Genomic DNA, 26,803 nt, shown 5'->3' with positions numbered 1-26,803 from the left:
ACAGCATGAGCGACGCGACGATTTCGAGCATCCGCATCTTCCGCCAATGGCAGCCGTTTCGCGACGGTACCTATCGCTGCTCGGGCGGGCGCAGCGCCGAAGGCTTCGATTCGACCATCGTCGAAATCACCAGCCGCGACGGCGTTGCGGGCTATGGCGAGATGGCGCCGCTGGGCAGCTTCTACGACCCGGCCTTTGCCGCCGGTGCACGCAAGGCTATGCAGGAACTGGCGCCGCAACTGCTCGGCTGCGATGCATCCGGCACCGAGGCCCTCAACCGGCGCATGAACCTGCTGCTCAAGGGCCACCCCTATGCCAAGTCGGCGCTCGACATGGCGCTGTGGGATCTGTCAGGCAAACGCTCGGGGCTTTCGGTTGCGGCGATGAGCGGCGGCGCGGAGGGATCGGCGCTGGCGCTCTATCGCTCCATCGCCCAACAGGCGCCAGACGCCATGGCGGCACGGGCGACGAAATACATCGCCGAGGGCTACCGCCGCCTGCAGGTGAAGGTCGGGCTCGACGTCAACGAGGACATCGCCCGGCTCGAGGCCGTACGAGCAAGCGTTCCGGCCGACACGGTCCTGTTCTGCGACGCCAACGCCAGTTGGGGCACGGCCGAAACCCGCCGCTTCCTGATGGCGACGCGAAATCTCGACTACACGCTGGAGCAGCCCTGTGCGAGCTATGAGGAAAACCTCGCCATCCGCCGCGCCACCGACCGGCCACTGGTGCTTGACGAAACGATCGACGGCGTCGACGTGCTGATCCGGGCCATTTCGGACGGACTGGTCGACGGCATCACGATCAAGCTGGCGCGGGTCGGCGGCCTGAGCAAGGCAAAGCTGCTGCGCGACATCGCGATCGCCAGGAACCTCAAGGTTACCATCGAGGATACGGGCGGTGCCCAGATCGACACGGCGGCCTATTCCGGCCTGATGTCGTCGACACCGGAACATCTCAGGCAGCACACCGTCGACTTCCACAACTGGGTGACGGTGTCTAACGCGCGCGGAAGTTTTACCATCTTGGATGGCATGATGAGCATGCCGACCGGCCCAGGGCTTGGCCTCGACATCGACCCGGCCATCTTTGGCGAGCCGATCTTCAACTGCCATGCCTGAATGATGGCTGGACGGATGCGCCCCTGCCGAGCGCCGGCGCTATGGTAGCGGGGCGCCGACGGCCTCGATGGAACTGCTCGCGCGATCGTCGGAAAAAACCCCGGCGACTGAGGGATCCGAACGGCTCATCTGGCGGACCAATTGCTCAAACTCGTCACCTTCGGTGACAATCAGGCAGGTCGCGCCGTCGGCGGACACGATCTCGAAATCATGCGGAAGCCGATTGGGTGCCACGACCGTCTGCCCGACATGGGCGAGAAAAATCCTGTCGCCAACCTGAAACCGCATCATGCCGTCGAGAATGTGGATAAGCCCATCGCCACTCAAGGTCACCTGCAGCGGCGATACGCCCCCTGCGGGCATGCGGCATTCGATAATGCTGGTGTGATCGTTTTCGATGCTCGCTGCTACGCGGATGGTCATGAGGTTGTCGCCGAACCACAGGATCTGACCGGCATTTTCGAATGTCGTCTTGGCGTTCATCAACGATATCCCCTCTGACAGTCCAACGAAATACTGCCGGACGCCTCAGGGAATTATCGACGCCATGTATCCGCCTGACGTCGAGAAGCCAACGGCGTGTTTCATGATTATGAAACAATTCGCGCTATGGTCGAATTTAAATCGCACCACCTAAACCAGAAAGCGAACTTAACGCGCACCCATCCCGGCCTGTGGCCAACAAAACGGCCGCATGGAGTGTCCATGCGGCCGCCATGACCTTCAGCATGCCGATCGAAGGCTCAGAAGAAAGCCTGCAGGCCTGTCTGGGCGCGGCCCAGGATCAGCGCATGCACGTCGTGCGTGCCTTCGTAGGTGTTGACCGTCTCCAGGTTCTGCGCATGGCGCATGACGTGGTAGCCGATCTGGATGCCGTTGCCGCCATGCATATCGCGGGCGACACGCGCGATGTCCAGCGCCTTGCCGCAATTGTTGCGCTTGACGAGGCTGATCATCTCGGGCGCGAACTTGTGCTCGTCCATCAGACGGCCGACGCGCAACGAGCCCTGGAGACCAAGAGCAATCTCGGTCTGCATGTCGGCCAGTTTCTTCTGGTAGAGTTGCATGCCGGCCAGCGGCTTGTTGAACTGCTTGCGGTCGAGGCCGTACTGGCGGGCACGGTGCCAGCAATCCTCAGCGGCACCCATGACACCCCAGGAGATGCCGTAGCGGGCGCGGTTGAGGCAGCCGAAGGGACCCTTGAGGCCTGAAACGTTCGGCAGCAGCGCGTCTTCGCCGACTTCGACGCCCTCCATGACGATCTCGCCGGTTATCGAAGCGCGCAGCGACAGCTTGCCGCCGATCTTCGGCGCCGACAGGCCCCTCATGCCCTTTTCCAGCACGAAGCCGCGGATCTGGTTGTCATGGGCAGCGGACTTTGCCCAGACGACGAAGACGTCGGCGATCGGCGCGTTCGAAATCCACATCTTCGAGCCGCTGATCTTGTAGCCGTTGGCCGTCTTCTCGGCGCGGGTCTTCATGCCGCCCGGATCGGAACCCGCGTCCGGCTCGGTCAGGCCGAAGCAACCGATCCACTCACCAGAAGCGAGCTTGGGCAGGTACTTCTTGCGCTGCTCCTCGGAGCCGTAGGCATAGATCGGATACATCACCAGCGACGACTGCACCGACATCATTGAGCGGTAGCCCGAATCGACGCGTTCGACCTCGCGGGCGACAAGGCCGTAGGTGACGTAGCCGGCGCCCAGGCCGCCATATTCCTCGGGAACGGTCACGCCGAGCAGGCCTGCCTCGCCCATTTCGCGGAAGATCGCCGGATCGGTCTTCTCGTCGAGATAGGCTTCCTCGACGCGCGGCGCGAGCTTGTCGGCGGCAAAGCTTGCTGCCGCATCGCGCATCATGCGCTCGTCTTCGCTCAACTGGTCTTCGATCAGGAACGGGTCGGCCCAGACAAAGCTGCCGCCGCCGGCCGGTGTGGATGCGCTCATGGTTCCTCCGGAGAATAGGTGATTTTCGCTCATCCTAGACCGCCTTGGCACTTTTCGCTAACAAGTAATCTCGCATAGTTTATGCGCAAATTCGATCAACTCGACGACAGGCCAACCAATGCGCCGCAGCTATGTCCCGACGATTGCAGAGCTTGAGGCATTCCGCGCCTGCGCCAGCCTCGGCACGACAATTCGCGCGGCCGATCAGCTCGGCCTGACGCAGAGCTCGGTCAGCCGGTCGATCGGCCAATTGGAGGACCGGCTGGGCGTGGCTCTGTTCCACCGTATCCGGCAGCGTCTGGCGCTGTCGGATGCCGGCCGCCGCTTTGCCCGCGACGCTGAGGCGATCCTCGACAGCCTGCATGAAGCAGCGGTGCGGACCATGGCCTTCGGCGGCCAGTCCGACGTGCTGAGCATAGCGGTGCTACCAACGCTGGCCGATCGCTGGCTGATCCCCAGGCTCGCCGGCTTCCATGCCGCCCATCCGCATGTCGCCATTGACCTTGCGGTGCGGCTGGAAACGGTCGACTTCGAAGCCGAAGCCTTCGATGCTGCGATCCAGCGCGGCCCGGCGGAACCGGGGCAAGCGGGCATCGTCAGGCTGTTCGACGAGCAGCTTGTGGTCGTCGCCTCGCCTTCCCTGCTCGACGGACGCGCCGCCCTCGACGACGCCGAGCTTGCCGCGCTGCCGCTGCTGCAGCAGTCGACGCGGCCGACACTGTGGCTGAAATGGTTCCAGGCAGCCGGCATCGACCCGCGCACCACGCTGCGCGGGCACCGCTTTGAACAGTTCTCGATGGTGGTCGAGGCGGCGGTCGCCGGCCTAGGCGTGGCGCTGGTGCCAGAGGTGCTGGCCGAGCGCGAGCTCGCCTCGGGCCGGCTCATCATGGCGTCGCCGAACCGCATCGTCGGCGAAGCGCCCTACCGGCTCGCCTTCCGCCCCGGCGGCGAGGGCCGGCCGGGCCTGCGTGAATTCGTCCGCTGGCTGACGGCCGAGGCGGCGGACCAGCCCGTCAGATCCTTAGCCCGAACCTGATGCCGTCATAGATGGCGGCATGGATATTGCGCGCCTGCACGGCATCGCCGATGCGCAAGAGCAAGAAACGGCCATCCGGGTTCTTGTCCGTGAAGATGTCGCCGCCATGAACGAGACGCTCATAGTCGATGGCGCCCAAGTTCTTCGACTGTGGCTTCAGCTCGAGATAGAGGTCGTCGAGCGGCAGGGTGCCATGCTCGACAACGATCTGGTCGACACGGCGCTCCTCACTCCAGCCCTTGGCGAAATCGGAGGCCAGTGCAGCTATCAGTTGGTTGCCGTCGCGCCGGACCGACTTGAGCCGCGTGTTGATGGTGATCTTCACGCCATTGCGGTGGAACGCCTCCATGTAAGGTACGTGGTTCATGCCGCCAATCTCTGGGGCGAAGAAGCGCTCCGGCGTCAGCAGTTCGAGCTTTGCCCCGGCCTTGCCGATGAGTTCGGCGGCGGTCATGCCCTGGTGGCCGCCATTGTCGTCGTAGAGCAGCACGTTCTCCGCTGGCTTGACGCTGCCGGCGATGATGTCCCAGCTCGACGCCACCAGATCGTCGCCCGCATCGAGTGGCGGGTTCTGCGGCAGGCCGCCGGTGGCGATCACCACGGCGTCGGGCGCGAGCGCCAGCACATCGTCCACGCCGGCCCAAATGTCGTAACGGATCTCGACGCCAAGGCGCTCCAGCTCGGCAAGCCGCCAATCGACGATGCCGATCAGTTCGCGCCGGCGCGGGTTCTGGGCGGCGAGCCTGATTTGTCCCCCAGCCTGGCCCGACGCCTCGAGCACGATCACCTTGTGGCCGCGCTCGGCCATGACGCGAGCCGCCTCCAGCCCGGCAGCACCGGCGCCGACCACGACGACCTTGCGCAGCGGCCCATCGGTGCGGGAAATATCATGCGGGATCGTCGCCTCGCGCCCCGTTGCGGCGTTATGGATGCAGAGCGCGCCGCCGCCCTCGTAGATGCGGTCGAGGCAGTAGGTCGCGCCGACGCAGGGGCGAATGCGGTGTTCTTCGCCTGACATCACCTTCCTGGTGATATGCGGGTCAGCGATGTGGGCACGCGTCATGCCGACCATGTCGAGCTTGCCGGCCGCGATGGCATGGCGGGCGGTGGCGACATCCGAGATGCGCGCGGCATGAAAGACGGGGAATTTGGTCGCCGCCCTGACCTCGCCGGCAAAATCGAGATGCGGTGCCGACGGCATGCCGTGGATGGGGATCACGCCGGTCAGCGCCGCGTCGGTGTCGATATGACCGCGGATGATGTTGAGGAAGTCGAATTTTCCTGACGCCGCAAGGCGACGGGCGATCTCGACGCCCTCCTCTCGCGACAGCCCCTTGTCCATGTCCTCGTCGGCGACCATGCGGATGCCGACGACGAAACCAGGGCCGACGGCAGCGCGCACGGCATCGATCACCCGCCATGTGAAGCGCAGGCGGTTGTCGAGCGAGCCGCCATAGTCGTCGTCGCGATGGTTGGTGGCAGGCGACCAGAAGCCATCGAGCAGGTGGCCGTAGGCCTCGAACTCGATGCCGTCGAGGCCTGCCGCCTGCATGCGCTGGGCGGCCGAGGCATAGTCGGCGACGATGCGGTCGAGGTCCCAGTCCTCGGCTGTCTTGGGGAAGGTGCGGTGGGCTGCCTCGCGCACCGGAGATGCGCTGAGCACCGGCAGCCAGTCGGCCTTGTTCCAGGCTGTGCGCCGGCCAAGGTGCGTGAGCTGGATCATGACCTTGCAGTCATGCTCATGGCAGGCATCGGCCAGTTCGGCCATCCACGACACGATGGCGTCGTCATAGGCGTGCAGGTTGCCGAAAGCGGCCGGGCTGTCGCGCGAGACGATGGCCGAGCCCGCCGTCATGGTCAGCGCCATGCCGCCCCTGGCCTTCTCGGCATGGTAGAGCCGGTAGCGCTCCTTCGGCATGCCGTCCTCGGAATATGCCGGCTCGTGGCTCGTCGACATGACACGGTTCTTCAGTGTCAGATGCTTGAGCCGGTAAGGCTGGAGAAGCGGGTCGTTGCTGGTCATTGCCTTCCTGCATTATCAGGCGCTAATAAGCGCCACCGAAAATCTGGCCTTGGAGTTTCGCGCGCCAGCGAGCCACGGCAATGAGCCAGAGCCAGCCCGAAGAGCCGCCCAATGACCATCACCGACACCCTCACCCAGCTCGGCACCCATGTTCAGACGCCGGCCTCGCCGGAAACCGCCGTGCTCGAAACCGTGCCCTACGACCGCGTCGGCGGCCCACCGGCCATCGTTCGCTTCACCTGCCCGGAGTTCACTTCGCTGTGCCCGGTGACAGGCCAGCCCGATTTCGCGCACATCGTCATCGATTATGCACCGGACAAGCTGCTGGTCGAATCCAAGTCGCTCAAGCTGTTCATGGTGTCGTTCCGCAACCATGGCGCCTTTCACGAGGACTGCACCGTGATGATCGGCCGCCGCGTCGTCGAAGCGACGAAACCGTTGTGGCTGCGCATCGCCGGCTATTGGTATCCGCGCGGCGGCATTCCGATCGACGTGTTCTGGCAGACCGGCACGCCCCCGGAGGGTTCGTGGCTGCCCGAAACCGGCGTTGCGCCCTATCGCGGGCGCGGCTGAGCCAACGCGACATGCTTCTGCCGGCTCATCGCGCCGCAGCGTCATCTATCACCTCGACCTTGGCGATCCGGCAGTTCGCATCGAAATGAACGGTTTCCACGCCGGATCGGCTGAGGCGCACGCCGGTCGCCGCATCCGAAGCGTCGAGCCGCCAGCGCGACCAGGCCGCCCGCGGCGACAGCGCGGCCACGGTCTCGTCCTTGGAAACCTGGTCGCCATAGACGGCAAAATAGCCGCGAAACGCCGCCATGATCGCATCGCGCCCGACGATCGCACCGACCCCATCGGAGACATATTCGGCATCCGGCGCGAAACAGGCTTCGATAGCCTCGAAGTCGAGGTCGTCGATGGCCGCGTGGTAGTGCTTCAACGCCGCAACGGGATCGAAGGCCAGCTCGTTCATGCCGCCGTCCATCAATACCACGCATCTTCCATCGACGCCTTCTTGCGCGTCATGAACTCCTGCAGCGCTTCGTCGATGCCGGGATCGAGCGGCGGCGCCTGATATTCAGCCAGCATCGTCTTCCAGCGCTTGTTGGCGCGAGCGGCGGCGTCGACCGAACCCGCCGCCTCCCATTTCTCGTAGGGCTCGTTGTCGGCGATGGCCGAATCCCAGAACGCCGTTTCGTAGTTGGCCATGGTATGGGCGCAGCCGAAGAAGTGGTTGCCGGGCCCGACCTCCCTGAAAGCGTCGAGCGCCAGCTGGTTGTCGTCGATCTTCACGCCGTCGAGATAGGTGTGCAGCGCCCCGCAGAAATCGGCATCCATGACGAACTTCTCGTAGGACATCGACAACAGCCCGTCGAGGAAACCGGCGGAGTGCAGGATGAAGTTAGCCCCGCAATGCACCGCCGCCAGCATCGACATGGTGCCTTCGTTCATGGCGTGGGCATCGGGCAGCTTCGAGGTGGTGAAATTGCCGGAGCAGCGCAGCGGCAGGTTGAGCCGCCGGGCCAGTTGCCCGATCACCATCGAGCCGATTGCCGGTTCCGGCGTGCCGAAGGTCGGCGAGCCCGAACGCAGCGACATGGACGACAGGAAATTGCCGAAGATAACGGGCGCGCCGGGTCGTTCGAGTTGGGTCAGAGCGCAGCCAGCCATGGTTTCGGCCAGCGACTGGGCGATGGCGCCGGCATTGGTCACCGGCCCCATGGCGCCGCCGAGGATGAAGGGCACGACCACCGCCGCCTGGTTGGCGCGGGCATAGGCGCGCAGGGCGGTGGTCATCGTGGCATCCCAGACCAGCGGCGAATTGACATTGACGTTGCCTAGGATGACGCAGTTTTTATCGGCGAACTCGTCGCCGAAGACGATGCGTGCCATGTCGATGGAATCTTCGGCGCGGGCTTCCGAGGTCACCGAGCCCATGAAGGCACGGTCGGAATAGCGGATATGGCTGTAGACCATGTCGAGATGGCGCTTGTTGACCGGCACGTCGACGGGCTCGCAGATGGTGCCGCCGGAATGGTGCAGCCAGGGCGAGGATTGGGCCAGCTTCACGAAGTTGCGGAAGTCCTCGATGGTGCCGTAGCGGCGGCCCTTGTCGAGATCCATGACGAAGGGCGAGCCATAGGCCGGCGAAAACACCACGCTCTTGCCGCCGATCTCGACCGAACGTTCGGGGTTTCTCGCGTGTTGGGTGAAGGTCGCAGGTGCAGTCCTCAGCAGTTCGCGCAGCAGGCCGGGCTCGAACTTGACCAGCACGCCCTCGACCTTGGCCCCTGCCCGCCGCCAGTGGTCGAGCGCCACCGGATCGTCGCGAAATTCGATGCCGATCTCGGCCAGGATGCGGTCGGCCGTCTCTTCGATGCGGACCAGGTTCTCCTCCGACAGCATGTCGTAGGTGGGGATGTTGCGGACGATATAAGGCCGGCCGTGCGCTTCGGGTCCGTGCGAGCGCTGCTCGCGGCGAGCGTTCCGGCCGCCGCGCTCGCGGCGTTTGACTGGCTCCACCTGGGTTTCGGGGGCAACGACGTTCATGCATGGCTCCTGAGCATTCCAGCATGAAGCTAGCCTTTGGCAGAGCGCCTGTGACGCTTGAAAATCCTCATCATTTGCATAAGCTTTGCTTATGCAAAGCCTGCGCCACCTATTGCCATCGGCCGGCAGCCTGATCGTCTTCGAAGCCGCCGGACGGCTGGCGAGCTTCACTGCAGCCGGGCGCGAGCTCGGCATGACGCAGGCGGCCGTCTCCTATGCCATCAGGGGACTTGAGGACCAGTTCGGCGCCAAGCTGTTCCAGCGCCGGCACCGACAGGTGCTGCTGACGGAGGCTGGCGAACGTTTCCACGCCGATGTCACGCTGGGGCTGTCGCATATCCGCAAATCGGCGGAAGAGCTCAGGGCGCGGGCCGGCGGCATGCATGTCACGCTGTCGGCATCGACCGCCTTTGCCTCGTTCTGGATGATGCCGCGCCTGCAAAAGTTCCGCGACGACCTGCCCGGCATCGACCTGCGCATCCAGACGGCCGACCGCGATCTCGACCTCGTCGCCGAAGGCATCCCGCTGGGCATACGCGGTGGCGACGCCGCCGACTGGCCGGATTATGAGCTGGCCCCGATTGCCGGCGAGGACATCTATCCCGTCGCCGGACCGGCCTATCTGGCGCGCGCCGACACGCCCAGGACGCCAGCGGAGATCACCCTGCACCACCTGATCCACCTCGACGAGCCCTACCGTCCGGCAGCGACATGGAACGAGTGGTTCCAGTCGGCCGGCCTGAACGGCGCGGTTGCCAAGCGCGGACTGGTCATCAACGACTATGTGCTTGTCATCCAGGCGGTGATGGAGGGCCAGGGCATCGCGCTCGGCTGGCGCCACCTTACCGACCGGCTGATCGCGGCCGGGCTTCTGGTCAGGCTCTCCGATCACGTAATGACGACCGGCAAGGGTTTTCACGTTGCCTGGCCGAAGAACCGGGCGCTCAGCGACAGCGCTGAAAAAGTGCGCGATTGGCTGGCGGCGCAAGCATGAGCCGACCATCGTGGCTCTGCCCCTCATCCGGCAAGGGGATGAGAGGCGGCATGCCATGCGACCACCAATCCACTGTGGATGCCCATAGCCCCCGCAATGCATCTGTCCCCGCTGAGCCGAATCCCGCTATAGTCCTGCCATGCCCATTCGCCAGCTTTCCGAAACGATGATCAACCAGATCGCCGCCGGCGAGGTCGTCGAGCGACCTGCCAGCGTCGTCAAGGAACTGGTCGAGAACGCACTCGACGCCGGCGCCTCGCGCATCGAGGTCGCGACCGCCGGCGGCGGGCTCAATCTGATCCGTGTCGTCGACGACGGCTCGGGCATGCCTGAGGAAGAGCTGGCACTGGCGATTTCGCGTCATTGCACCTCCAAGCTCGGCGAAGACATCCTCGACATCCGCTCGCTCGGCTTCCGTGGTGAAGCCTTGCCATCGATCGGTTCAGTGTCGAAGCTCATCATCCGCTCGCGCACGCGCCACGCCGACAGCGGCGCCGAAATTTCGGTGGAGGGCGGGCGGGTATCGGGCGTGCGGCCGGCGCCGACCAACAGGGGTACGTCGGTCGAGGTGCGCGACCTGTTCTACGCCACCCCTGCCCGGCTCAAATTCATGAAGACCGAGCGCGCCGAGGCAACGGCCATCGCCGACACGATCAAGCGCATTGCCATCGCCTTTCCCGCCGTGCGCTTCACGCTCTCCGGCACCGACCGCTCGACGCTGGAGCTTTCGGCGACCTCGGACAGTGTCGACGGCAGGCTCGCCCGCATCGCGCAGGTGATGGGCACCGACTTCCCCGACAATTCGATCGTCATCGATGCCGCGCGGGAGAGCGTTCGGCTGGAAGGTCACGTCTCGATCCCGTCCTACACCCGCGGCAACGCGCTGCAGCAATATGCCTATGTCAACGGCCGGCCGGTGCGCGACAAGCTTATCGCCTCGGCGATCCGCGGCGCCTATGCCGACGTCCTGCCGCGCGACCGCCATGCGGTGACGGTGCTGTTTCTTTCGCTCGACCCTGCCTATGTCGACGTCAACGTGCATCCGGCCAAGGCCGATGTACGCTTCCGCGATCCCGGCCTGGTTCGTGGCCTCATCGTCGGCGCGATCCGCCAGGCGCTGGCCGGCGCCGGCATCCGCCCGGCGACCACTGGAACGCACGCAATGATGGGCGCTTTTCGGCCGGGAGCTGCCAGCTACGGCCACCCCGGCCCGGCCAATGGCCATCGCGCCTACAATCCGGATTTCCGTGCGACGACCTCGCCAGGGTACGAGCCGCAACGCTCGCCGTTCCGGCCACTCGATGCCGGCTTCGCCGAGGCGGCACAGGCGAGCTTCGACACAGGTCCGCTGCACAGCGCCGACGCCCGCGCCGGATTGACCGAGGTCGCGGAAGTGCTGCTGCAGACCGAACTGGGTGCTGCCCGGGCCCAGGTGCACGAAAACTACATCGTCGCGCAAACGAGAGACTCTCTCGTCATCGTCGACCAGCATGCCGCCCATGAGCGGCTGGTCTACGAGGCGTTGAAGAACGCGCTGCATTCACGCCCCGTCGCGGCGCAAATGCTCTTGATGCCGGAAATCGTCGACCTGCCCGAGGAAGACGCGGAACGGCTTGCCATGCATTCGGAGACGCTGGCCCGCTTCGGCCTCGGCATCGAGCGTTTCGGCCCGGGTGCTGTCGCCGTGCGCGAGACGCCCGCCATGCTCGGCGAGACCGACGTCACCCAACTTGTGCGCGATCTGGCCGACGAGATCGCCGACAGCGATACGGCCGACACGCTGAAAGAGCGGCTGCATGCGATCGCCGCCACCATGGCCTGCCACGGCTCGGTCCGGTCCGGCCGCAGGCTACGGCCCGAGGAGATGAACGCGCTGCTGCGCCAAATGGAAGCAACGCCGGGTTCCGGCACCTGCAATCACGGCCGGCCGACCTATATCGAGCTCAAGCTTGCCGACATCGAAAAGCTGTTCGGCCGGCGCTGACACGTTTTCACGGTCCCTGCTCTCGGTGGGGTTCGTTCCAGCGGCGGCAGCTTGACCTCGGGCATTTGGTGGCCGTAAAAGCCGAGCAAGGAAGTTGAGCAAAAAGCGATGATGAACCGTTTCGAAGGCCCCGGCTCACGCGAAGCCCGTATCCGCTATCTCGACGGCGATTTCCAGGTGACGAGCCCCGGTTCCTTCGTGCGCTGTGCGGTGACGTCGGACTCGATACCGCTCGATGAGCTCAAATACTGGAGCGTCGCCCGCCAAGAACCTTATCGCGACGCGGCGGTTTCGCTGGCACGCGAGATCGACATGAACCCGGACCTGCGCAAGCGTCGCTAACTCAGCCAGCGATCATCCGTCGGCGCCAGGCATCGAGCGTTTCATCGACGATGCGCTCGGCCGAATGCTCGATGTCGAACACGGCATCGATCTCGAGCACGTTGAGGCGCTCGAGGAATGCGGGCGACGCCACGCCATGGCGCAGGCGCGCGGCGTCCTTGGACGTCGTCAGCAGCTCCAGTTCACCAGCGTCTGCTGCAGCCGCCAGATCGTCCAGTTCGTCGGGAAGATAGAAATGATGGTCGGCAAAGGCATGTGCCAGGACGACCGTGCCGCCGGCCTTGCCAATGGTGTCGAAGAACTTCTCGGGATGGCCGATGCCGGCAAAGGCAAGGAAGCGGCGACCGGCGAACGCCTTCTTGCCGCGCGGCCGCGCCGTCGCCGAAAAGACGGGCTTTCCGGCCCGCGCCGCCTGACGCACGACGGAATCGGCCCTTTCGCCCTCGCCCATCTTGAGGATGGCATCGGCAAAGCGGAGTTGGTCGATCAGCCGGGCGCGCATCGGCCCGCCGGGAATGACATGCCCATTGCCCAGGCCGAACCGCGCATCGACCACGATCAGCGAATAATCGATATGGATGCGCGCGCTCTGGAAGCCGTCGTCCATGATGAGGAAATTGCAGCCGCGTTCGATGAGCAGGCGCGCGCCCGCGGCCCGGTTGGCCGAGACGGCAACCAGCGCATGCTCGGCAAGCAGCAGCGGTTCGTCGCCAACATGCTTGGCGCTGTCATGGTGGGTATCGACGACGTGCGGCTCGGCGAAGCTTCCGCCATGGCCGCGTGACAGGAAGCCCGGCACCAGTTGCATGCGCTTGGCCTGCCTGGCGAGCGCGATCGCAATCGGCGTCTTGCCGGTGCCGCCGACAGTGAAGTTGCCGACGCAAAGCACGGGCGCGTCCATCTTCTCGCGACGGGCCGATTTCATGCGCCGGCCGGCAACCAAGGCATAAAGCGACGACACCGGGTAAAGCGCGTAGGCGCGCCAATCCGGCTTTTCCCACCAGAAAGGAGGCGCTTCGCTGGCCAGCTCTACCTCCCGCCCGCGCCCTTGAGGCGCGACTGAACGATCAGCGGATGGATGAAGGGCTCGAGCGATTTCAGCGTGCGGGCAAGTGCGCCGCGCATTTCCTCAACCGTCACCGCACCTGCGGCCATCATGTCGTGACGTGCGATCTCGTTGCCGAGCAGGAAGTTGACCGCACCCGCAAGCATGTCGCGGTCGCGCACGATCTTGGCGCCGCCACGGTCGATCAGCCGCTGATAGGTGTCGCGGAAATTCTGCACGTTGCGTCCAGCAAGCACCGCAGTGTCGAGCATGGCCGGCTCGAGCGGGTTCTGGCCGCCCTGCGAGGTCATGGACCGGCCGACAAAGGCGATCTCGGTCAGGCGCAGATAAAGCCCCATCTCGCCGATCGTATCGCCGAGAAGGATGTCCGTGTCAGGCGAGATGTTGTCGCCGCTGCTGCGACGAACGACGTTGAGGCCCATGCCTGTCAGTTCGGACATCAAGGCGACGGCACGATCAGGATGACGCGGCACGATGATGGTCAGCAGGCTGCGGTGGCGGTTGCGCAGCATGGCATGCACTTCCGCCGCCATGACCTCTTCGCCGTCGTGGGTGGAGATGGCGGCCCAGGTCGGCCGGCGGCCAATCTGGCGCTGGACCGCATGCAGGGCACGCTCGTCTGCCGGCGGCGGCGCCGTATCCACCTTGAGATTGCCCGAAACTGTGACGGGACGCGCGCCGAGAGCACGAAAACGCTCGCCGTCGACCTCCGACTGAGCGACCACATGGGCCATGTTTTCGAACAGCGCTTCGGCGATGTTGGCACGCCTCTTCCACGAAGCGAACGACCGGTCGGACAGGCGCCCGTTGACCAGTATCTGCGGCACGCGCCGTGCGCCGAGCTCGAGGATGGTCATCGGCCAGATCTCGGATTCCGCGATGATCGCAAGGTCCGGGTGCCAATGGTCGAGGAAACGGCTGACCGCCGGCTTGAGGTCGAGCGGCACATATTGATGGATGACCCGATCACCCAGGCGCTCTTCCACCACCTGCGCGGAGGTAACGGTGCCAGTCGTCAGTACGACATGAATGCCGTAGCCCAGAATGGCCTCGATCAGGGGCACGACCGCAATGGTCTCGCCGACACTTGCCGCGTGGAACCAGATCAGCGGGCCCTCGGGCCGTTCGCGACTCGGCACGCCATAGCGCTCGCGGCGACGATTGCGGTCTTCCTTGCCCTTGGAGGCTCGCCAGGCGACGTAGCCGCCAACCATCGGATATGCGGCGGCACCGGCATAACGATAGGCACTCAGAAAGGCGCGGGCCCAGCGTTCGCTCATCGGGGACCGTCCACCAGGCCATACGCCTTTTCGGTCGCCCGATTGAGAGCGGCGGTCACCTCGACGCGAATCCGTTCCATCTCAGCATCGTCGGCATCGGCTGGCACCGGGATCAACGGCTCGACGATAACCGCGCAACGGCCGAATGGCAGGCTGATCGTGGTCTTGTCCCAGGTCTTCTCCAGCACCTTGCGTCGGCTGGTGGCAATCGCGATCGGTGCGATCGGCCGCCCCGACAGGCGGGCCAGAAGGACAATACCCATGCCCGACTCACGCGGCTTCCCATGCGGAATGTCAGCGATCATGGCGACGTTCTTGCCGGCATCAAGCGCCTTTTTGAGGGCAATCAGCGCAGTTGCGCCGCCCTTTTCGAGCCTGCTCTTGCTTTCCCGCCCGCCGGAGCCGCGCACCGCTTCGATGCCGAATTTTTCGACCACCTGAGCGTTGAGCTCGGCGTCGGCACTGCGCGAGACCATCGCCACCAGACCGCGCTTGTTGGGATAGACCGTAGGCGCCAGGAGATGCTGGCCGTGCCACATTCCAAATACCAACGGCTCGCTGTCGGCATAGGCATAGTTGGCAAGATCGACGGAGCCATCGACCAGAGGGTTGGTGCGGCGAATGAAACTCAAGCCATAGGCAAACAGATTGGTGATCGCGGCCTTGGCGAAACGCGACTGGGCAAGCGGTTCGCGAATGCGCCGCCAAAACGTCTTGGATGCCTTCTTGGCACGCTTTTTCTTCGCCGCAGGCCTCGCGGCCGGTGGCGCCATGCCAGGTTGCTCCATCAATTCTGACCGGCCGCCTTCGTGTCCGGCTCCAGCAGCCGATGCAGGTGGACGACGAAGTAGCGCATATGGGCGTTGTCGACGCTCCCTTGGGCTTTCGCCTTCCAGGCAAGCTCGGCCGACTTGTAGTCGGGATAGACGCCAACGATGTCGAGCGCGTCGAGATCGCGGAACTCGGTTCCGCCCAGTTTCGTCAGCTCGCCGCCGAACACCAGATGCAAGAGCTGTTTCTTTCCGTCTTCTTCCGACATCTTCTTCCTTGATTCATCATCTCAGGGCCCGCCTGATCTAGACCAAACCGGGCCGTTTTGGAACTGTTTGCAGTTCGTCAGCCGTCTTGACCGGCAAGAACCCCTGCCATGACGTCGAGCAAGGCCCCGCTGCCGGCCATCAGCGCGCCATGGACGATCTCCCTGCCAGCAAAGGCCGGAAGGCCGCCGTGGCTGTCGAGCAGCTTTCCGCCGGCCTCGGCCAATATCAACTCTGCCGCGGCAATGTCCCAGTCATGTGCGTTCGGCTTGACGAAGGTCGCGTCGAGCGCACCGCTGGCGATCATCGCCAGACGATAGGCAAGCGAGGGGATATACGCCTCGCGATCGAGCCTGCCTTGCCATTCCTCCGGCATCCGGTCGATCATCGGCTTGGGGCCGGCCATGCGCACCCGCTCGCCCATCTCGCGAACCCGGATCGGTGCATCGTTGAGGAAAGCTCCGCCGCCCGCGACCGCCCAATATGTCTCTTCACGCGCCGGGCATTCGAGCACGCCGGCCAGCGACCGGCCGTTTTCGACGACGGCCACACTGACGCACCATGCCGTGCGGCCTTCAACGAAGCCGCGTGTGCCGTCGATGGGGTCCACCACGAAGGTGCGGCGTGCGCCGAGCCGGTCGGGATTGTCGGCGGTTTCCTCCGACAGCCAGCCATAGCCAGGCCGCGCCGCCATCAGCGTGTCGCGCAAATAGCTGTCGGCGGCGTAGTCAGCCTCGCTGACCGGCGAATTGCCGCCCTTGAACCAGACTTCCGGGCTCTGCCGGAAATAGCCCATGGCAATGCGCCCGGCCTCGGTCGCTGCCGAACGCAGCAGTTCGAGTTCGGCCTTGAGCTCCGCCTGGTCTGTGATCTCAGTCTCCGGCAAGGGTCATGCCTTCGATCAACAGGGTCGGCGCGGCGGTGCCGTAGTTGCGGTCGAGGTCGCTCGCCGGCACCATGCGCATGAACATGTCCTTGAGGTTGGAGGCGATGGTCACCTCCGACACCGCCCAGGCAAGCTCGCCATTCTCGATCCAGAAACCCGAGGCACCGCGGCTGTATTCGCCGGTGACCATGTCAACACCCTGGCCGAACACCTCGGTGACGTAGAAGCCGCGCTTCAGCGAGCGGATCAGCTCTTCGGGGGATTTCTCGCCCGGTTCGATGGCAAAATTGGTCGAGGATGGCGACACGGACGAGCCACCACGCGCACCGCGACCGTTGGTGACCAGTCCGAGTTCCCGTGCCGCCGACGTCGACAGGAACCAATGGTTGAGCACGCCCCTGTCGACCATCCTGAGTGTCGCGCCCTCGATGCCTTCGCCGTCGAAGGGCCGCGAGGCCTGGCCGCGCCGCTTGAGAGGTTCGTCGATCGCGGTGATCGCGGCGGATGCCACCTGCTTGCCCATCATGTCGCGCAGGAAGCTGGTCTTGCGGGCCACCGAAGCGCCGTTGATGGCGCCGGCAAGGTGCCCGGCGATGCCGCGCGCGACACGGGGATCGAAGACGACATCGACCGGTCCGGTTGCGGCCTTGCGCGCGTTGAGCCTCTTGACTGCGCGCTCGCCGGCCTTGCGGCCGATGTCGGCCGCGGCATCGAGATCGGCGAAATGCAGCCGAGAAGAGTAGTCGTAGTCGCGCTCCATCGACGTGCCCTCGCCGGCGATGACGCTGGCCGAGCGCGAGAAACGCGAACCGACATAGTGGCCGACGAAGCCATGCGACGTGGCGAGCACCAGGCCGCCCAGACCGGCGGCGGCACCGGCGCCAGCCGAGTTGGTCACGCCCTTGACGGCGAGCGCCGCCTCTTCGGCAGCAAGCGCATCTTCCCTCAGGCGCTCGGCCGATACCTCTGTGTCGTCGAAGAGATCGAGATCGCGCGGCGATTTGGCCAGAAGTGCTGCGTCGGCCAGACCCTGATAGGGATCCTCCGGCGACACCCTGGCCATGGCGACGGCGCGTTCCGCAAGAGTCCTGGGGTCAGACGCGGCAGTGGCCGATACGCTGGCAACCCGTTGGCCGACGAAAACACGAAGCGACATGTCCTCGCTTTCGGACGCCTCGGTGCCCTCGACCTTGCCCAATCGCACTGACACGCTGGTCGAACGCCCGCGTACGGCAACTGCATCGGCAGCATCGGCGCCGGCCCGTTTTGCCGCCTCGACGAGGCTCGCCACCCGGTCGGCCAGTTTCGCGGCGTCGTTGCTATCGTTCATTGGCATGTTCCGATTGCTTGCCGCATGGGACGCGGCCCGTCCCCTCCATCTATTGTCCCCGACCGGCTTGTGCAATGGGCGGGTGCATGGTCAAACGACCCTAGCCCGGCACATCGCCGCACAAATCTTCGGGAATTCGCATGTCCGCACAGGCCCAGGCACCGGCAAAATTCACCACCGGATCGACCATGCGCCATGTCGTGGTCATGACCGGCACCGGATCGATTGGGCTGATTGCGATCTTCATCGTCGACGCACTCAACCTGTTCTACATCTCGCTGCTCGGCATCGAGGAACTGGCTGCGGCGATCGGCTTTGCCTCGACGCTGCTGTTCTTCACGCTGTCGATCTCGATCGGCTTCACCATCGCCTGCGGTGCACTGGTGGCCCGCTGCCTCGGGCGTGGCCAGCGCGAAGAGGCCGCACGCATGGGCGGCGCCTCGATGGTCTTCATGGGCCTAGCGACCCTGGCCATGACCCTGGCTGCCATGCCGTTCCTGCGGCCCCTGGTTGCGCTTCTCGGCGCGACCGGCGACACACTCGACCTGTCGACGCGCTTCCTGCAGATCGTGCTGCCGTCGTTTCCGATCATGGCGCTCGGCATGTGCACGACGGGCATCCTGCGCGGCGTCGGCGACGCCAGGCGGGCGATGTATGTGACACTGGGCAGCGGCATCGCGGCGGCGATACTCGACCCGATCCTCATCTTCGGCTTCGATCTCGGCCTCGACGGTGCGGCGATCTCGACGGTGCTGACCCGCTTCGTGATGCTCGCCATCGGCTTGCATGGCGCCCATGTCGTGCACAAGCTGATCAGGCTTCCAAATCTGAGCGGCTTGCGCGATGCGGTGCGGCCGTTCTTCGCGATCGGCGTCCCGGCGATGCTGACGCAGGTCGCGACCCCCGTCGGCAATGCCTATGTGACGATCGAGATGGCCGCCTTCGGCGACCAGGCGGTAGCCGGCTGGGCGATCATCGGTCGCCTCGTGCCGGTCGCCTTCGGCGTCATCTTCGCGCTCTCGGGCGCAGTCGGACCGATCCTTGGCCAGAACTATGGCGCCCGCAAGTTCGACCGACTGACGACGACGATGCGCGACAGCCTGCTGTTCACCATCGTCTATGTCCTGGCTGTTTGGGCGCTCCTGGCCATCTTCGCCAATCCGATCGCCAGCGCCTTCGGCGCCGAAAACGTTGCGCGCGACCTGATTGTCTTCTTCTGCCACTTCGCCGCTGGCAGCTTCCTGTTCAACGGCGCGATCTTCGTCTCCAGCGCTGCCTTCAACAATCTGGGCTATCCGACCTATTCGACGGTCTTCAATTGGGGCCGCTCGACGCTCGGCGTCATCCCCTTCGTCTGGGCCGGCGCGCACTATTGGGGCGCGATCGGCGTCATCGCCGGCTGGGGCCTTGGGGCGGTTGTGTTCGGCGTCGCGTCGATGATCGTGTGCTTCCGCGTCGTCAAGGCGATCGCCAACGAACCTCAGCACCAGGACGAAGCCGTGCCGACAGCGCCACCGGCCGCGCAGTCGCCCTTTTCCACCGGCAAGGCATCGACGCTGCAATAGGCGCCGATACGGCTGAGCTACTGCAGCACTTCGTCGACGGCGCGCTTGAGTTCGTCCTTGATCGCCACGGTCTCGGCCATCACCTGGTCGATCTTGAGGAAATCGAGCGCCTTGAAGCGCGACACGGGCGGGCGCAGGAAGATGTCGGGCGGGTTCTGGCTCAGCTTGTTGGCGATGATCGACTGCATCATCAACTGGCTGGCACCGAACATCAGGTCGATCGAGTTGGGCTGCTTGCGGCCGTTTTCGAACGGTGCGCCGACGACGTCAATGGCGATGGTGAAATCGGCCACGCCATCGAGCAAATCGAACGGCACCGGGTTGTAGATGCCGCCGTCGATGTAGAGCGTGTTGCCGCGCAGCACCGGCTTGAAGACGGCCGGTATCGCCGCCGACGCCGCCAGCGCCGAGAACAGCTCGCCTTCCTCGAATACCGACAGGCAATGGCCGTAATAGTCGGTCGCCGTCACCTTGAGAGGCAATTTGAGTTCTTCGAAGGTCGCCGGAACGCCCTCCGGCAGGAATGCCTTGAGGATTCGCTCGACATTGAACTGGGTGACCCGGATGCCGCTTTCGACCATCTCGGAAAGCGTGCCGGGGCGCGCGCGCCACATGCGGCTGGCGACTTCGGCGGGCCGGCCGAGCACGGCGCGGGAATGCTCGTGGATGTCACGGCCGCTCAGGCCTGCGGCCATGCCGGCACCCATGACGGCGCCGATGGACGAGCCGGCAATCGCCACCGGTTTGATGCCGAGCTCGTCGAGCGCCTCGATGACGTGGATGTGGGCCAGCCCGCGTGCGCCGCCGCCGCCGAGTGCAAGGGCAAAGGTCGCGCTCATCCCTTGCTCGTTTCGGCGAATTTCGGGCCGAGGATCATCACTGCCGGCTCGACCGACAGCAGCTTGCGCGCCGCTGCCTTCACCTGCTCGAGCGTCACCGCATTGATCAGTTCGACGCGGCGCTGCATGTAGTCGATGCCAAGCTCGTCGGTCTGCAGGTCGACCAGCGTGCTGGCGATGGCACCCGAAGAGTCGAGATTGTTGATCGCATAGGCGCCAAGCATGTATTTCTTCGCCGCATCGAGTTCGGCCTCGGTGGGCCCCTCTTCCGCCATCTTGCGGATCACCTCGCGAATGACGCCCAAGGTCTCGACCGCCCGGTCGGAGCGGGTCGCGGTGCCGATGATCAGGGACGAGGCGTGCTCCTGGTTGATGAGCGCGGAACTGACGCTGTAGGCCAGCCCCCGCTTCTCACGCACTTCGTCGAACAGCCGCGACGAGAAGGTGCCACCGCCGAGGATGTGTTCCATCAGCGCCGCTGCAAGGAAGTCGGGCGCCTCGCGCGGCACGCCGGGATAGATCAGTTGCAGCGACGTCTGCGGCAACGGGTACTCCATATGCATCGTCTGGCGCAGCTTGGGCTCGACGCGTTCGACGACGCGCAGGTCGGCCTTTTCCGGCAAGCCGCCGAACACCTGGTCCAACCGCTTCTTCAGTGTTTCGGCATCGATCGCGCCGACAACCGCTACATGAATGTTCTGGCGGGTGAAATTGGCCTTGTGGAAAGCGCGCAGGTCGTCGGCGGTGATTGTGGCGAGCGACGTTTCCGTGCCCTGGTCGGGCCGAGCATAAGGATGGTCGCCATAAACCGCCTTGGCCCATTTACGCGCCGCCTGCGCTTCGGGGTCACGGGCGTTGGCAACGATGCCGGACACGATCTGCGAGCGGATGCGGTCGATCGGAGCCTGGTCGAAACGCGGCTTCTCGACCGCCAGCTTCAGCAACTCGAACGCCTCGTCCTGCCTGTCGGCCAACATGCGCATGCCGCCGCCGACTGCGTCGTTGCTTTCGTTGAAGCCCATCTCGGCACCGGCTTCGTCGAGCCTGGTCTGGAAGGCATCGCTGTCGAGGTCGCCGGCACCTTCGTCGAAGAGACCGGTCATCAGATTGGCAAGTCCCTCCTTACCGACTGGGTCCTGCGTGCTGCCGCCGTCGAACAGGAATTTGATGGCGATGATCGGGACAGAATAGTCCTCGACCAGCCAGGCGGTGATGCCCCTGTCCGACTTGACCTCCTGGATGCGTACCTCGGCGCGCGCGGCCACCACCGCCGGCAGCACCAGAAATACCAGCGCCAGCATCAGCGTCAGCGCCGACATCGAAATCCTGAACCGCATTGCCGTAAGTGTGGTCATCAGATCATTTCTCGACAGATTTGGCCGGCAGCAGATAGCCGGCGACCGAATGGTCGGGATTGAGGTACTTGGCAGCAACCGCCTTGATCTGGTCGGCGCTGACCGCCCGTATCCTGTCCGGCCACTGCTTGATGTCGTCGACGGTGCCACCGGTGGCCAGCGTGCTGCCATAGATGTTGGCCATGCTCGCCTGGTTGTCGCGCGCAAAGATCATCGAGCGGACAAAGCGGTCCTTGGCCTTTGCAAGTTCGTCCGAGGTCACGCCATCCTTGATGATACGGCGGATTTCGACGTCGACCGCGGATTCGACCTGCTGCAACCCGGCTTCGCCACGCGGCGCGCCGTAGACGGTGAAGCTGGTGTCGTCGACCATCGTTCCCTCGAAGAAGGCACCGGCAGATGAAGCGATGCCATCCTTGACCACCAGCGCCTGATAGAGCCGGCTGCGGTTGCCGCCACCCAGGATCTCCGAAAGCAGGTCGAGCGCCTCGGCCTCGCCTGCTTCGGCAGTCTGGTAGGACGGCACCACCCACGCCTTGGAGAAGCTGGGCACGCTCACCCGCTCGTCGGTGAGTTCGACCGTGCGCTTGGTGTTCTGCTCCGGCTCCGTCGGGCGGATGCGCGGCGGAAGGTCGGGGCCACGCGCGACCTGGCCGTAGGTTTTCTCGGCAAGCACCTTGACGTTTTCCGGCTCGACATCGCCGGCGACGATCAGGATCGCGTTGTTGGGCGCGTAATAGCGATCGTAGAAGGCGGTGGCATCGAGCCGGTTCAGTTTCTCGATCTCGTGCATCCAGCCGATGACCGGCGTTCGGTAGGGCTGGTTCTGGAACAGCGTCGCGTCGACTTCCTCGTTAAGCAGCGCGCCGGGATTGTTTTCGATGCGCGAACGGCGTTCCTCGAGGATGACGTCGCGCTCAGGCCCGATCACCGCGTCGGTCAGGACTAGGTTGCGCATCCTGTCGGCCTCGAAACCCATCATCGCTTCGAGCGCGCCTGGGGTTACCGTCTGGTGGTAGGCCGTGTAGTCATAGGTGGTGAAGGCGTTTTCGCTGCCGCCGATTTCAGCGACCCTCTGGCCGAACTCGCCGGCCTTGTGATTGGTCGTTCCCTTGAACATCAGATGTTCGAAGAAGTGCGCGATGCCGGATTTTCCGGGCATCTCGTCGGCGCTGCCGACCTTGTACCAGACCATGTGGGTGACGATCGGCGCACGATGATCGGGGATGACCACCACCTGCATGCCGTTGTCGAGCGTGAAGCTGGTGACGTCCCAGTCGCCGCGCGGCGCTTCGGCCAGAGCCGGTCCAGCCCATGACAGGCCCAAGGCGAACACGGCCGACAGCGAGCCCTTCGACCGCAAGAATCCCAAAATCATCAACTGCCTCTGAATGTGGACGTGCTGCCTTATAGGCGTCGGCACGAAGCGGCGGGAAGTGAATTGTTCGTAACCTTGGCGGCCGAAAGAGGCTGAAGTCGGGCGCCGGACCTATCGGGCTTCGATGAAGCGTATCACCGTTTCGCCATAGGAACGTTCGTCGACGACGGAAAAGCCGGGGCCCGGCTCGAACGGAACCGATGCCACTTCCTCGACCACGCACAGCGCACCCGGCGCGAGCCAACCGCCGGCACGAGCCGACCGCAACGCACCTTCGCCCAATCCCTTGCCGTAGGGCGGGTCGGCAAAGACCAAGCCAAACGGCCCCAGCGTGCCGGCGTCGCCGAGACCGGTCGCGTCGCGACGGAAAATCTTCGTCCGGCCGGTCAGGCCAAAGGCTTCGACATTGGTGCGGATGAGCCCGCGGCCTTCCGCGGACTCCTCGATGAACACGCAATAAGAAGCGCCGCGCGACAGCGCCTCGATGCCGAGCGCACCGGTGCCAGCGAAAAGATCGAGCACGCGCGCGCCTTCGAGCCTGTCGGCGAAGCGATGGGCAAGCATGTTGAACACCGCCTCGCGGGTGCGATCGGTGGTCGGGCGGATGGCGTTGTCGCGCGGCGTGGCCAACGGCCTGCCGCGCAGATCGCCGCCGACAACCCGCATCAGCCGCGATCCTTGCGCGGACCGCTTGGGCGTCCGCCACGCGGACCATCGCCTCTTGGCCTGTCAGAACGAGGCTTGTCCGAACGTGGCTTGTCGAAGCGGGGCTTGTCGAAATCAGGCCGACTGCGCGGCTTGGAAGCGGCTTCGGCCTTGGCCTTTTCGCTCTGCGGACGCGCGCCCGGAGCCATCCAGACATTGGCCTTGCGGGCGCCTGGAGTTTCGAACGGCTTCTTCTCGCGATCGTCGCCCTTCTTGCCGCCGAACTTCGGCTTGTCACCGAATTTGGGCTTGTCGCCAAACCTGGGCTTGTCACCGAACTTTGGCTTGTCGCCGAAGCCGGCGGGGCGCTCGGTCGAAAGACGGCCAAGCACATCCTCGCGATGACGCTCGTTGGAACGCTTGCGGTTCTTGATCAGGCCGCCCTCGCCGATGCGGCCGCGTTCGCCGTCGCGCTGGAACTTCGGACGTGCCGGTTCCTCCTCGCGCGGCTCGCGTGGCCGCACCGTCGGCTTGTTGGAGAAAGGCTTGACGATGTCGGCATCGAAATTGGCACCGGCCTCCTCGATCAGCCGCTCGCCAAGCTGGTCGCGCAGCATTTTGCCCTTGATCTCCTGGACGTGCCCCTCGGGCAATTCGCCGAGCTGGAACGGGCCGTAGGAGATGCGGATCAGCCGGTTCACTTCGAGGCCGAGCGCGCCGAGGATGTTCTTGACCTCGCGGTTCTTGCCTTCGCGTAGGCCGATGGTGATCCAGGCATTGGTGCCCTGCTCGCGGTCGAGGGTCGCCTCGACCGCTCCGTAGAACACGCCGTCCACGGCGATGCCGTCCTTGAGCCCATCAAGCGTCTTCTGCTCGACCTTGCCGTGGACGCGCACGCGGTAGCGCCGCAGCCAGCCGGTCGCCGGCAGCTCGAGCACGCGCGACAGGCCGCCGTCATTGGTCAACAGCAACAGCCCCTCAGTGTTGATGTCGAGACGACCGATGGTCATCAGCCTAGGCAATTCGGCCGGCAGCACGTCGAAGACGGTCTTGCGGCCCTCCGGGTCGCGGTTGGTTGTCACCAGTCCGGCCGGCTTGTGGAACAGGAACAGGCGGGTGCGTTCAATCGGCGGGATTTCGGTGCCATCGAGATGGATGACGTCGTCAACCATGACGTTGAATGCCGGCGACGACAGGATCTGGCCGTTGACCTTGATTCGGCCGGCAGCGATCAGTTCCTCGGCGTCGCGACGCGACGCAATACCGGCGCGCGCCAGCCGCTTGGCGATACGCTCGCCCGGCTCGGCTGCCTCTTCGGTCCGGCGCGGACGCGGCTTGAAGCCCTCGTCCCTGGGACGGTGGTCGCCCTGCGGCCGTGGACGGAACGCCCTCGCCTCACCATCGCCGCGCGGCTGGTCGCTGTCGAAGCGACGGGGACGCGGGGCACCGCCGTCACGCTTTTCATACGGCTTGCCCTGATAAGAGCCGCCTTCACGCTTCTCGTACGGCTTGCCCTCCGGGCGCGGGCCCTTGCGGAAAGGTCGCTCGCCGCCAGCACCTGCCTCGCCGTCGCGCGGACGGAATTCGCGGTGCGGCCGCTCGCCGCCTTCAGATGGCCGCGGACGGTAAGGCTTGTCACCGCCGAAGGAGCGGCCGCCCTCGCGCTTTTCGTAGGGCTTGCCCTCGGAGCGCGGACCCTTGCGGAATGGCCGCTCGGCGTCTGCTGAGCGGGCCTCGCCATCACGTGGACGAAAGTCGCGCTTCGGGCGCTCACCCTCGCCGCCCTCGGCTGGACGCGGACGATATGGCTTGTCCTGGAACGGACGGCCTTCACGCTTCTCGTAAGGCTTGCCCTCGGGACGCGTGCCCTTGCGGAAGGGGGCTGCAGCGTGTTCGGGCCGCGCCTCCCCGTCGCGTGGACGGAAGTCGCGCTTCGGGCGCTCACCGCCTTCGGCACCTTCGGCACGCTTCACGAAAGGCTTCTTGGCAAAGGGCTTGGCGCCGCCTTCGGCGCGCGGCTTGCCGAATTTCTTCGCACCGCCATCGCGGCCGCCTGCACCACCCGGCTTGGAGCCGCCCTTGCGCGGGAATTTCTTTCGATCATCGTCCATGGTGGCCTTTGCCCTTTTCGGCGGCTAGATAACAGGAAGCTCGGGGGTTAGCGAGGGGAAACAGGATGGCTGAGGCGTGAAACGGCCCGATTATATGGCTCTGGCATTCGCGGAAGCAGAAGCCGCTGCCGCACGCGGCGAGGTGCCGATCGGTGCAGTCATCGTCAACGCCGGCGAAGTCGTCGCGCGCGCCGGAAACCGCACCCGCGAACTGAACGACGCCACGGCCCATGCCGAAGTGCTGGCAATTCGCGAGGCGTCGGAAAAATTCGGCTCCGAGCGCCTCACTGGACATGACCTCTATGTGACGCTGGAACCCTGCACAATGTGCGCAGCCGCCATCTCGTTTTCACGGCTCAGGCGGCTCTACTTCGGCGCGGTCGACGACAAGGGCGGCGCAGTCGTCAGTGGCGTGCGCTTTTTCGCCGCGCCGACCTGCCATCACGCTCCGGACGTCTATCCGGGGATAGGCGAAACGCGGTCGGCCGAAATACTGAAAGGCTTCTTCAAGGACCGTCGCGACCTATAGGGGATCGCGACGCGTCAGCAATCGATCAGAACGGCCACCAGCTGCTGCTCTTCTTGGCAAGCTTCTTCTTGCGGCGTTCCTTCTTGATCTCGTCTTCGCCGAGTTCATCCTGCGCAGCACTTGCCGACGCCTCGCGATACACCAAAGGCGGCTCGCTCAGATATTTGCGGGTGCTGGCACTGCCCTGCTTGTTCTCGCGCAGGCGGCGCTCGATCTCTACCTTGCGCTGCGCGGGCGTCCACTTGCTCATGTCCGGGCCGTTCAGCGACGTCATGTCGTTGACGACCTGCGGCTCGAAGTTCGGGTTGTCGCGATTCTTGGTCGCATCGTCGCGAATACGGGCACGGCGTGCCTCGGGCGATTCGGGCCAATCGGCGCTGGCCGTGCTGACGATGTTGTCCTGCGGCGCCGGCAGAGCGGCAGCCTGGCCGGTCTTGGGCTTCACAAGCTCCGGACGCGGCTTGTAGTCGATGTTGTTGGTCTTCGGCTTCATCGAGAACATGTTGGTGACGTCGCCAGCCAGCTGCTCGGTCGCCGTCTTGTCGGTGCCGTAGGTGGGCGCGCTCATGCAGCCCGTCAGCGCCAGGCCGGAAACTGCGAGCGACGCAAGCAAAGCTCCACGCGCGCTGATGCGGTCCGTCATGCCAGTAATTTTCACTCGAACGCCTCTCGCTAGATGCCGGCCTTGAGCCGGGTCCCGGTCCGTTTGCTCATCCGACGGAAATCCGGCGACAATTTGTCTGCCGAAGTTTCGCGCTTTTACCTTAATGGGCCGTCAAGGGC

The 26,803-nt window shown here is 64.9% G+C and carries 25 protein-coding genes; 8 read left to right on the top strand and 17 right to left on the bottom strand.

Annotation, left to right across the window (positions count from 1 at the left end; translation table 11 throughout):
- Positions 1–5: 5 nt before the first annotated feature.
- Positions 6–1,121, top strand: coding sequence for a mandelate racemase/muconate lactonizing enzyme family protein (locus tag ASC75_RS19600; protein WP_055978960.1), 1,116 nt, complete (start codon positions 6–8; stop codon positions 1,119–1,121).
- 39 nt (positions 1,122–1,160) lie between these two features.
- Here the strand turns inward: ASC75_RS19600 and ASC75_RS19595 are convergent, their stop codons facing one another.
- Both ASC75_RS19595 and ASC75_RS19590 read right to left on the bottom strand, forming a co-directional pair.
- Entirely contained in the window at positions 1,161–1,604 is a 444-nt protein-coding gene (locus ASC75_RS19595; RefSeq protein WP_055978956.1) for a hypothetical protein, read from the bottom strand.
- Between the two features lie 260 nt (positions 1,605–1,864).
- A complete protein-coding gene (locus ASC75_RS19590; protein WP_055978955.1) occupies positions 1,865–3,067 on the bottom strand; it encodes an acyl-CoA dehydrogenase in 1,203 nt (400 codons plus the stop codon).
- Positions 3,068–3,185: 118 nt separating this feature from the next.
- Between ASC75_RS19590 and ASC75_RS19585 the strand changes: the two genes are divergently transcribed.
- The gene (locus ASC75_RS19585; protein ID WP_055978951.1) at positions 3,186–4,103 is read left to right on the top strand and encodes a LysR family transcriptional regulator; all 918 of its coding nucleotides are present in this window, start codon (positions 3,186–3,188) and stop codon (positions 4,101–4,103) included.
- Here ASC75_RS19585 and ASC75_RS19580 read toward each other — a convergent pair.
- Positions 4,081–6,126, bottom strand: a complete 2,046-nt coding sequence (locus tag ASC75_RS19580; protein ID WP_055978948.1) for an NADH:flavin oxidoreductase — start codon at positions 6,124–6,126, stop codon at positions 4,081–4,083. The two genes, ASC75_RS19585 and ASC75_RS19580, sit on opposite strands and share 23 nt — an antisense overlap.
- Positions 6,127–6,237: 111 nt before the next feature.
- Here ASC75_RS19580 and queF point away from each other — a divergent pair, with 111 nt between their 5' ends.
- Entirely contained in the window at positions 6,238–6,699 is a 462-nt protein-coding gene (queF, locus tag ASC75_RS19575; RefSeq protein ID WP_055978945.1) for a preQ(1) synthase, read from the top strand.
- Between the two features lie 25 nt (positions 6,700–6,724).
- Here the strand turns inward: queF and ASC75_RS19570 are convergent, their stop codons facing one another.
- On the bottom strand, positions 6,725–7,102 hold the full coding sequence (locus ASC75_RS19570; protein WP_055979274.1) for a nuclear transport factor 2 family protein: 378 nt from the start codon (positions 7,100–7,102) through the stop codon (positions 6,725–6,727).
- An 11-nt stretch (positions 7,103–7,113) separates the two neighbouring features.
- A complete protein-coding gene (locus ASC75_RS19565) occupies positions 7,114–8,679 on the bottom strand; it encodes a trimethylamine methyltransferase family protein (RefSeq protein WP_055978942.1) in 1,566 nt (521 codons plus the stop codon).
- A 91-nt stretch (positions 8,680–8,770) separates the two neighbouring features.
- Here ASC75_RS19565 and ASC75_RS19560 point away from each other — a divergent pair, with 91 nt between their 5' ends.
- From ASC75_RS19560 to ASC75_RS19550, 3 genes are all read left to right on the top strand, one after another.
- Positions 8,771–9,673, top strand: a complete 903-nt coding sequence (locus ASC75_RS19560) for a LysR substrate-binding domain-containing protein (RefSeq protein ID WP_055978939.1) — start codon at positions 8,771–8,773, stop codon at positions 9,671–9,673.
- Positions 9,674–9,812: 139 nt separating this feature from the next.
- A complete protein-coding gene (gene mutL, locus ASC75_RS19555) occupies positions 9,813–11,657 on the top strand; it encodes a DNA mismatch repair endonuclease MutL (protein WP_055978937.1) in 1,845 nt (614 codons plus the stop codon).
- Positions 11,658–11,765: 108 nt separating this feature from the next.
- Positions 11,766–11,999: a DUF2093 domain-containing protein gene (locus tag ASC75_RS19550; RefSeq protein ID WP_055978934.1), complete on the top strand. Its 234-nt coding sequence runs from the start codon at positions 11,766–11,768 to the stop codon at positions 11,997–11,999.
- Between the two features lies 1 nt (position 12,000).
- On the opposite strand, the gene lpxK is transcribed toward ASC75_RS19550, so the two are convergent.
- The 6 genes from lpxK to ASC75_RS19520 all read right to left on the bottom strand — a co-directional run bounded on the left by lpxK (position 12,001) and on the right by ASC75_RS19520 (position 17,598).
- The gene (gene lpxK / locus ASC75_RS19545) at positions 12,001–13,026 is read right to left on the bottom strand and encodes a tetraacyldisaccharide 4'-kinase (RefSeq protein WP_055978931.1); all 1,026 of its coding nucleotides are present in this window, start codon (positions 13,024–13,026) and stop codon (positions 12,001–12,003) included.
- Between the two features lie 2 nt (positions 13,027–13,028).
- The gene (waaA, locus tag ASC75_RS19540) at positions 13,029–14,345 is read right to left on the bottom strand and encodes a lipid IV(A) 3-deoxy-D-manno-octulosonic acid transferase (protein WP_055978929.1); all 1,317 of its coding nucleotides are present in this window, start codon (positions 14,343–14,345) and stop codon (positions 13,029–13,031) included.
- A complete protein-coding gene (locus tag ASC75_RS19535; protein WP_244487880.1) occupies positions 14,342–15,118 on the bottom strand; it encodes a lysophospholipid acyltransferase family protein in 777 nt (258 codons plus the stop codon). The genes waaA and ASC75_RS19535 overlap by 4 nt, the downstream gene beginning before the upstream one ends.
- A 14-nt stretch (positions 15,119–15,132) precedes the next feature.
- Positions 15,133–15,384 (bottom strand): DUF4170 domain-containing protein, encoded by a 252-nt coding sequence (locus ASC75_RS19530; protein WP_055978923.1) that lies wholly within the window; start codon positions 15,382–15,384, stop codon positions 15,133–15,135.
- A 77-nt stretch (positions 15,385–15,461) separates the two neighbouring features.
- Positions 15,462–16,268 (bottom strand): 3'(2'),5'-bisphosphate nucleotidase CysQ, encoded by an 807-nt coding sequence (locus ASC75_RS19525; RefSeq protein WP_055978920.1) that lies wholly within the window; start codon positions 16,266–16,268, stop codon positions 15,462–15,464.
- The gene (locus tag ASC75_RS19520; RefSeq protein ID WP_055978918.1) at positions 16,255–17,598 is read right to left on the bottom strand and encodes a TldD/PmbA family protein; all 1,344 of its coding nucleotides are present in this window, start codon (positions 17,596–17,598) and stop codon (positions 16,255–16,257) included. The genes ASC75_RS19525 and ASC75_RS19520 overlap by 14 nt, the downstream gene beginning before the upstream one ends.
- 140 nt (positions 17,599–17,738) lie before the next feature.
- Here ASC75_RS19520 and ASC75_RS19515 point away from each other — a divergent pair, with 140 nt between their 5' ends.
- Entirely contained in the window at positions 17,739–19,163 is a 1,425-nt protein-coding gene (locus ASC75_RS19515) for an MATE family efflux transporter (RefSeq protein ID WP_055978915.1), read from the top strand.
- A gap of 17 nt (positions 19,164–19,180) precedes the next feature.
- On the opposite strand, the gene ASC75_RS19510 is transcribed toward ASC75_RS19515, so the two are convergent.
- The 5 genes from ASC75_RS19510 to ASC75_RS19490 form a co-directional block, all read right to left on the bottom strand.
- Positions 19,181–20,002: a patatin-like phospholipase family protein gene (locus ASC75_RS19510; protein WP_055978912.1), complete on the bottom strand. Its 822-nt coding sequence runs from the start codon at positions 20,000–20,002 to the stop codon at positions 19,181–19,183.
- A complete protein-coding gene (locus ASC75_RS19505) occupies positions 19,999–21,357 on the bottom strand; it encodes a pitrilysin family protein (RefSeq protein ID WP_055978909.1) in 1,359 nt (452 codons plus the stop codon). The genes ASC75_RS19510 and ASC75_RS19505 overlap by 4 nt, the downstream gene beginning before the upstream one ends.
- A 4-nt stretch (positions 21,358–21,361) precedes the next feature.
- The gene (locus tag ASC75_RS19500; RefSeq protein ID WP_082496670.1) at positions 21,362–22,735 is read right to left on the bottom strand and encodes a pitrilysin family protein; all 1,374 of its coding nucleotides are present in this window, start codon (positions 22,733–22,735) and stop codon (positions 21,362–21,364) included.
- Positions 22,736–22,846: 111 nt separating this feature from the next.
- Positions 22,847–23,401 carry a 16S rRNA (guanine(966)-N(2))-methyltransferase RsmD gene (rsmD, locus tag ASC75_RS19495; RefSeq protein WP_055978906.1) on the bottom strand — a complete coding sequence of 185 codons (555 nt, stop codon included), beginning with the start codon at positions 23,399–23,401 and terminating at the stop codon, positions 22,847–22,849.
- Positions 23,401–25,491 (bottom strand): pseudouridine synthase, encoded by a 2,091-nt coding sequence (locus ASC75_RS19490; RefSeq protein WP_055978903.1) that lies wholly within the window; start codon positions 25,489–25,491, stop codon positions 23,401–23,403. Before ASC75_RS19490 ends, rsmD begins: the two co-directional genes overlap by 1 nt.
- A gap of 76 nt (positions 25,492–25,567) precedes the next feature.
- On the opposite strand from ASC75_RS19490, the gene ASC75_RS19485 reads away from it, so the two are divergent.
- Positions 25,568–26,020, top strand: a complete 453-nt coding sequence (locus ASC75_RS19485) for a nucleoside deaminase (protein WP_055978899.1) — start codon at positions 25,568–25,570, stop codon at positions 26,018–26,020.
- A gap of 25 nt (positions 26,021–26,045) precedes the next feature.
- On the opposite strand, the gene ASC75_RS19480 is transcribed toward ASC75_RS19485, so the two are convergent.
- A complete protein-coding gene (locus ASC75_RS19480) occupies positions 26,046–26,663 on the bottom strand; it encodes a hypothetical protein (protein ID WP_184117338.1) in 618 nt (205 codons plus the stop codon).
- Between the last annotated feature and the right edge of the window lie 140 nt (positions 26,664–26,803).

Source organism: Aminobacter sp. DSM 101952 (assembly GCF_001424795.1).
Taxonomy (GTDB): Bacteria; Pseudomonadota; Alphaproteobacteria; order Rhizobiales; family Rhizobiaceae; genus Aminobacter; species Aminobacter aganoensis.
Note: the sequence above shows the minus strand (reverse complement) of the source record. Positions and strands in the feature narration are given on the sequence as shown.